Source organism: Oleiphilus sp. HI0080 (assembly GCF_001635135.1).
This window is the reverse complement of record NZ_LWFU01000401.1, coordinates 1-7,258: the sequence shown is the minus strand read 5'-3', so window position 1 is coordinate 7,258 and position 7,258 is coordinate 1. Positions and strand designations below refer to the sequence as shown.

The window sequence follows — 7,258 nt, the reverse complement described above, 5'->3', positions numbered from 1 at the left end:
TGAGACAGGCAATTTACTACTTAGAGAATATTTCCTCAGAGTTGGTGAGGCTGAGACCTGATTCGTCAGCCTATTTTGAAGATCGAAAAGCCACGTACATAGACCAGATTAAACAGCTTGATGCTCGCGCAATGGCGCTGTTCTCTGGTATAGAAGATGCGAGAAAAAACATTGTTATCCCGCATAGTTCATTTGCGTATCTGGCAAAGGATTATGGGCTCTCTGTCTAAAGTTTGAGTGGCATGAGCACTAGATCGGATACTTCCGCACGCAGAGTAGCGGAAGTGGTAAGAAAGGTTCGCTCTTTGGGCGTTACTGCCATTTTTAATGAGAATATAGCGAATACCAAGCTGATAGAGCGGCTGGAGAATAAAACCTCAGTTGTGATTTCTGGTACGCTGATTTCTGGAGCGTTGTCGGGGGATAAAGCTCGCAGCTACATCCAAATGATGGAGTACAATTTGGATTTGCTCGGTGGAGCGATGGCGGCATCCGATGCTTCTGTTGTCAGACACCGAGACAATCGTGGCGCGCATGAAAATAATGGTCATACCCAAGAACATGCCCAAGAACATGAACACTAAATTTGAGAAAAATGAGTAAATGATGGAGAGTAGCTATGGCTAAGTCGCTGCAAGAGCAGTTGATGGGCGCGGGCCTTGTCGACAATAAAAAGGCCAAGGCCATAAAGCAAGAAAAGCGAAAGAAGAACAAGCAAGTAGGGCGCTCAGGTCTTGCTGAAGAAGACGCGCAGAAGAAGGCAAGGCTTGAACGCGAGAGGCTTGAAAAGGCCGAGCGCGATCGAGCGCTGAATGAGAAGAAAAAAGCGGAATTGCGCGAACGTGAAATTCAAGCGCAAATCCGCCAGCTCGTGAACGTTAACACCTTACGAGTCGATGGAGAGACCGGCTATCAGTTTGCTGATGGCGCGAAGATTCAAAAGATCTATGTCGACGATCAAACGGTGGACGCTCTTGCGAAGGGCCGCTTGGCGCTCGTTCGAAAAGGTGACTCCTATGCTGTGGTCGCACGACCAGTTGCCGAAAAAATCGCCGAAAGAGATGCCGCCTTTGTTGTTGTCTTGAATGATGGCAGCGGCGAAAAGGTTGATGAAGATGATCCGTATAAGGATTATCAGATTCCGGATGATTTGATGTGGTAAGAGGTAGAATGTGAGAGGTACGAGGCTCGCTCTGTAGTCTCGCTCTTTCGTCTCGCAGAGCTCTTACCCAACACTTACCCGACTAAGACCGGCTCACGAAGACCGGTACATAGCGACAAAAAGCAACCTTATCGCTCTTTTTGCGCTATCTTTTGTAGCAACTTATTTTCAAGCGTTCTGGGGAATGGGCTTATTGCCTCAGAACTTTAGGTATGGAGAGCCGAGTATGTCACATGAACTTCACCCCAGCCGATCTGTGTTTGATCAGGTTATGGTTCCGAATTATGCACCGTCAGCGGTGATCCCGGTTCGGGGTCAGGGCTCGCGCGTTTGGGATCAAGAAGGTAAAGAGTATATTGACTTCGCAGGCGGTATTGCCGTTAGTGCTTTAGGGCATGTTCATCCGCGTTTGGTAAGCACCTTAAAGGAGCAGGCAGAAAAACTCTGGCATGTAAGTAATGTGATGACGAATGAGCCAGCACTTCGTTTGGCAAGCTTGTTAACCGAAAACACCTTTGCGGATCGCGTGTTTTTTGCGAATTCTGGCGCAGAGGCAAATGAAGCCGCTTTCAAACTGGTTCGCAAGTATGCGCATGATCACTATGGCGCAGAGAAAAACGAAATCCTTTCTTTTTATGGCAGCTTTCACGGGCGTACATTGTTTACTGTTTCCGTTGGTGGGCAAGCCAAATATACAGAGGGTTTTGAGCCGGTTCCAGGCGGTATCAAACATGCCACCTTCAACGATCTTGCGAGTGTCGAAGCACTCATCTCAGAAAAAACGTGTGCCGTGGTACTTGAGCCGGTTCAAGGTGAAGGTGGAGTGAAACCGGCTGATCCTGAGTTTTTGAAGGGCTTGCGTGCACTGTGTGATAAACATAATGCGTTACTTGTGCTTGATGAGATTCAAACAGGTGTCGGACGTTCAGGTGCGCTTTATGCGTATCAGAAGTACGGCGTCATTCCAGACATCTTAACGACAGCAAAATCGTTAGGTGGTGGTTTTCCTGTGGGCGCGATGCTCACTTCAGAAAAAGTGGCGCAGAGCTTTGGAGTTGGCACCCATGGCAGTACCTATGGCGGCAATCCATTAGCGTGTGCGGTGGCGGAAGCATTGATTCTCGAGTTGCTTGAGAACAATGTGATTAGCGAGGTTGAAGCGAAGCATTCACGTTTTATGAGTGGTCTCGAAGCCATTAACAAGCGGTATGGAGTTTTCAAAGAGATTCGAAGTTGCGGGCTTTTAATCGGTTGTGAAATGGCTGAAGCCTATCAAGGTAAGGCGAAAGATATTCTCGTTAAAGCGATGGATGAGGGCTTAATGGTGTTAATTGCCGGCCCTAATGTCTTGCGTATGGCGCCTTCTTTAATTATCGCCGACGGCGATATTGACGCAGGGATGGCGCGGTTAGATCAAGCGATCTCTTTGTTTGTTGGAACGGAGGCGTAACATGCATCTAGTGCGTCCATGCACACTGGATGATGTAAGCAGTATCGAGTCTCTAGTGCGCGATAATCATGCGCAGATTTCTTCTCTCCCGCGAAAACGTGCGAGGCTTGTAGAGCGTATTGAGCACTCTTTACGTTCGTTTGAAGATAGCTCCGGTTTGACCGGCGGACAGTTTTTTCTGTTTGTATTAGAGGACACGCAAACAGGACAGATTTTAGGCTGTTCGGGTATTGCAATGAACAATGAGTCCAAGAGACCGTTCTATAACTATCGCCTTGGTGAGTTGATTCATGCTTCCGAGACCTTTGATATTCATACTCCGGTTTCGGTGTTGCACCTCACGCATGAACTCACTGGTTACAACGTTTTATGCTCCTTTGCGATCAAGCGAGAGCTTCTTGGTACAACGCAATTTGATTTGATCTCGCGTGCTCGATTTATGTTCATGCGACAATTCAGTGATATGTTTAGCGAGAATCTTGTCGTTGAGCTGCAAGGGGTATGCAATGAAGAAGGGCAGTCCGCCTTCTGGGATAGCTGGGGGCGCAACTTCTTCAATATGGATTACGCTAGTGCAAATTATCACGTTGCCACCAAGAGCCGAACCTTCCTAGCGGAACTGATGCCACCGCACCCCGTGTACGTGAAGATGCTAACGCCCGAAGCGCAGGCCGTTATCGGGCGGCATGATGATAGGGCAAGAGATATTCACGCGTTGCTCGAGAGAGAAGGCTTTCAGCGCTCGCCCTACGTCGATATTTTTGATGCTGGTGAGGTGATGATTGCCAAACGTGATGAAGTCACAACCTATAAAGATGCGTCAAAGAAGACCTTGTTACACGGCAGCGTATCCACTGGCTTGCCATTTTTAGTCTGTAACGACGCTTACACGGATTTTCGATGTGGCTTGGTTCAACTAACGGATGGACGAGGAGATGTGCTGCGGGTCAATACGGCAGAAATGGAACACTTGAAGTTACGCTCTGGATCGGAGTATTTCTTTAGTCCCTGTTAGAAGCCAGGTCAGTGCTTTTGAAATGCGCTGGCTGAATAGGTTTTTTGGAATGAATGTGCTCAGGCATCAAGGAGATTGCTGGATATGATGGTGGTTCGACCGATAGAAAGTCAGGATCTCACCGCTTTGATTGGCTTCGCCGAGGGCTCCGGTGTTGGTGTGACGACCTTACCGAATAATCCAGACTTATTAGAGAATCGCATTTTTAATTCGATTCGCTCTTTTCGTGGTGCGCAACCCAAGGAGCGCGGTAACTATGTGTTTGCGATGCAAGACACCAAATCTGATCAGGTTGTGGGTGTTAGTGCTATTGAAGCAAACGTTGGGCTTGAACAGGTATGGTATAACTACCGAATTTGTAAGGTTGTTCATGCCTCAAAGCAAATAGGTGTTCATAGTTCAAATCAGATGTTGTACATAACGAACGACCTGACTGGTGTATCTGAATTGTGTACCTTATATCTCGATACGTCTTCTCGTCAGGGCAACAACGGGCGTTTGCTATCGAAATGCCGATTACTCTTTTTGGCGGACTTTCAAGACTACTTTGCTTCTAAGATTGTTGCTGAAATGCGCGGTGTTTCCGATTCAAACGGTATCTCACCATTTTGGGAGTCACTAGGTAAAAAGTTCTTTCAAATGGACTTTTCTTATGCCGATTATCAAGTCGGGCTCGGCAACAAAGAAATGGTTGCAGAGCTAATGCCTAAATACCCAATTTATCTATTTTCCCTTAGTCCAGAGGCGCGTGCCGTCATTGCGCAACCTCACGAAAATACGCGCCCGGCGCTTGAGATGCTGAAAAAAGAGGGTTTTCACTTTAACGGTTATGTCGATATTTTCGATGGAGGACCGGTGATGGAGACCTTTGTTGAAGAAATTCGAGGCGTTCGAGAGAGTAAAGTTTTACCGTATAGAGTTGATGAACAGCATAAAGCGCCTGTTGGTGAACGCACTGACTATGTGGTTTCGAATCGAAAAATGGAGCGTTTCAGAGCCTTGCTTGTATCCAAAGAGCAGGTCGCCCACGACCATGTTAGTTTGAGTAAAGAGCAAGCTGATGCGTTATTGATAGATGACCAATCTGATATTCGCGTGATACCGCTTCGTTACGAATAGGAGAGCAGCATGTCCAACCTTGGGTTGTTGATTAATGGTAAATGGCAGGAAGGTTCCGGCCCTGTTCTTGAAAGTACGAACCCCTATACGCAAGAGCGTGTTTGGTCTGCCACAACGGCAAATAGTGATGACGTCGATCATGCTATATCGGCTGCACGCTCTGCATTCGTTGATTGGGCACGTACCTCTTTTGAGCAGAGAGTGGCCTTAGTTGAACGTTTCAAAGAACAGCTTCAGACAAACACCGAAGCGCTTGCAGATGCGATCGGTAAAGAGACGGGTAAGCCTTTGTGGGAGTCGCGCACTGAAGTTGCGGCAATGATTGGCAAGGTCGGAATTTCAATTCAGGCATATAACGACCGAACAGGTTCTAGTAGTAAACAGCTCCCGGCAGGCACCGCAAGTCTTCGACATCGACCGCATGGCGTGGTGGCCGTTTTTGGACCCTATAATTTTCCTGGGCACCTGCCAAATGGTCATATTATTCCTGCCTTACTGGCTGGCAATACCATTGTGTTTAAACCCAGTGAGCAATGCCCTCTGGTTGCAGAGATCACGATGAAGCTTTGGCTCGAAGCGGGGCTTCCCGAAGGCGTGATGAATCTGGTTCAGGGTGAGCGTATGACCGGTGAAGCGCTTTCACAGCACACCGGCCTAGATGGCCTGTTCTTTACAGGTAGTTCAGGCACCGGCGCTATCTTGCATCAACTTTGGGGTGGTCAGCCCGACAAAATCCTTGCCCTTGAGATGGGGGGTAATAACCCGCTGATTATTGATGAGGATGTCCCCTTTGAGGCGACGGTCCATCATATTCTGTTTTCTAGCTTTGTATCCGCAGGACAGCGCTGCACTTGCGCGCGACGTGTGTTTATCCCTAAGGGGGAGTTTGGTGACAAACTGGTCTCGAGTTTGATCTCCTCGACCCGCGAATTAAGCGTAGGTGCTTATGATGCCGAGAGCCAGCCATTTATGGGTTGTCTCGTTTCAGATGCAGCAGCACAGAATATTGTAGATGCTTATCAGCGCTTACTCGGGCTGGGGGCAAAACCATTGCTCGAATTAGCGCGGGACAACAAGGTTGCTGCAATGTTGCGACCGAGCATTGTTGATGTAAGCGGCATTAACGCGCCAGATGAAGAATACTTTGGACCGCTCATGCAGGTTATCCGTTATGATGATTATGCGCAGGCGATAGAGCTCGCCAATAGGACGCGTTTTGGCTTAGCCGCAGGACTGATTAGCGAAAGCGCAGAGTTATGGCAGCGCTTTTTACTAGACAGCAGAGCCGGCATTGTGAACTGGAATATGCCTTTAACCGGTGCCAGTAGTGCAGCACCGTTTGGTGGTATCGGCGCAAGCGGCAACCATCGTGCGAGTGCTTTGTATGCGGCAGATTATTGCGCTTATCCGGTAGCATCGATGGAAGCAGAACACGCTATGCTACCTGCATCGATTTCTCCAGGTTTGGAAATTAAAACATAAGTGTTGGATTAACAAAGGGACGCATCATGAAGGCGTATGAAGTAAATTTCGATGGGCTTGTCGGACCCACTCATAACTATGCGGGCTTGTCGTTTGGCAACATCGCATCTGAGCAAAGCCTGAAAGATGTTTCCAATCCAAAACAGGCTGCCCTTCAAGGCTTGCAAAAAATGAAGGCGCTAGCGGATAAAGGCATCAAACAAGGAATTTTGCTTCCGCATCATCGGCCCGAGATGAGCCTGTTGCGTCAACTTGGATTTGTAGGAACAGATGCTCAAGTTCTTACTAAAGCAGCCAAGGAAGCTCCGGCCATTCTGGGCTCTGTTTTCTCCGCCTCATGCATGTGGACAGCCAATGCCGCGACCGTGTCTCCAAGCGCAGATAGTAACGACGGTTTAGTGCATTTCACGCCGGCGAATCTAAATGCAAAGCTGCATCGTGCGATAGAGCATCCAACGACGAGCCGGATGCTGCAAGCGATTTTTAATAACGAACGGTATTTTGCCCATCATGCCGCATTACCGTCGGTCGGCCAGTTTGGTGATGAAGGGGCTGCCAATCATACGCGCTTTTGTTCCGCTTACGATCGGCCGGGTGTTCAGCTTTTTGTTTACGGTCGTCAGGCGTTTAGCGAACGAGGTTTAAAGCCCAAACGCTACCCTGCCAGACAAACTCTTGAGGCCTGTCAGGCTGTCGTTCGACTGCATCAGATTGATGAAAGCCGTGTTGTCTATGCCCAGCAGCATCCAGATACCATTGATGCCGGTGTCTTTCACAATGACGTGATTTCGGTTGGCAATCAAAACGTATTCTTTTGCCATGAAGAAGCATTCCTTAGACAAGATGAGGTGATCAGCGAGCTTAAAGCCAAGCTTGGTGATACAGAGCTGTTGGTGATTACCGTTCCTGAGCACGAAGTGCCTCTGCATGATGCGGTTTCAAGTTATCTCTTTAATAGCCAGTTGGTGACTACCAGCGAAGGTGAAATGATGCTCGTTGTGCCTTCGGAATGTGATGATACGCCGTCTGT

At 48.3% G+C, this 7,258-nt stretch carries 6 protein-coding genes and 1 pseudogene; all 7 read left to right on the top strand.

All coding sequences use genetic code 11. The features are described from left to right. The first annotated feature begins 44 nt into the window (after positions 1–44). Positions 45–584 (top strand): annotated as a pseudogene (locus A3751_RS23460) (metal ABC transporter solute-binding protein, Zn/Mn family). A gap of 35 nt (positions 585–619) precedes the next feature. Next, on the top strand, positions 620–1,162 hold the full coding sequence (locus A3751_RS07180; protein WP_068453809.1) for a DUF2058 domain-containing protein: 543 nt from the start codon (positions 620–622) through the stop codon (positions 1,160–1,162). Between the two features lie 226 nt (positions 1,163–1,388). Then, positions 1,389–2,612, top strand: coding sequence for an aspartate aminotransferase family protein (locus A3751_RS07175; protein WP_068453807.1), 1,224 nt, complete (start codon positions 1,389–1,391; stop codon positions 2,610–2,612). A gap of 1 nt (position 2,613) precedes the next feature. Then, positions 2,614–3,627: an arginine N-succinyltransferase gene (locus A3751_RS07170; RefSeq protein WP_068453805.1), complete on the top strand. Its 1,014-nt coding sequence runs from the start codon at positions 2,614–2,616 to the stop codon at positions 3,625–3,627. A gap of 84 nt (positions 3,628–3,711) precedes the next feature. Beyond that, entirely contained in the window at positions 3,712–4,746 is a 1,035-nt protein-coding gene (astA, locus tag A3751_RS07165) for an arginine N-succinyltransferase (protein ID WP_068453804.1), read from the top strand. Between the two features lie 9 nt (positions 4,747–4,755). Continuing rightward, positions 4,756–6,228 carry a succinylglutamate-semialdehyde dehydrogenase gene (gene astD, locus A3751_RS07160; protein WP_068453803.1) on the top strand — a complete coding sequence of 491 codons (1,473 nt, stop codon included), beginning with the start codon at positions 4,756–4,758 and terminating at the stop codon, positions 6,226–6,228. A gap of 26 nt (positions 6,229–6,254) precedes the next feature. Beyond that, positions 6,255–7,258, top strand: a 1,004-nt coding sequence (gene astB / locus A3751_RS07155; RefSeq protein WP_068453802.1) for an N-succinylarginine dihydrolase, incomplete at its 3' end; no start/stop codon positions are given.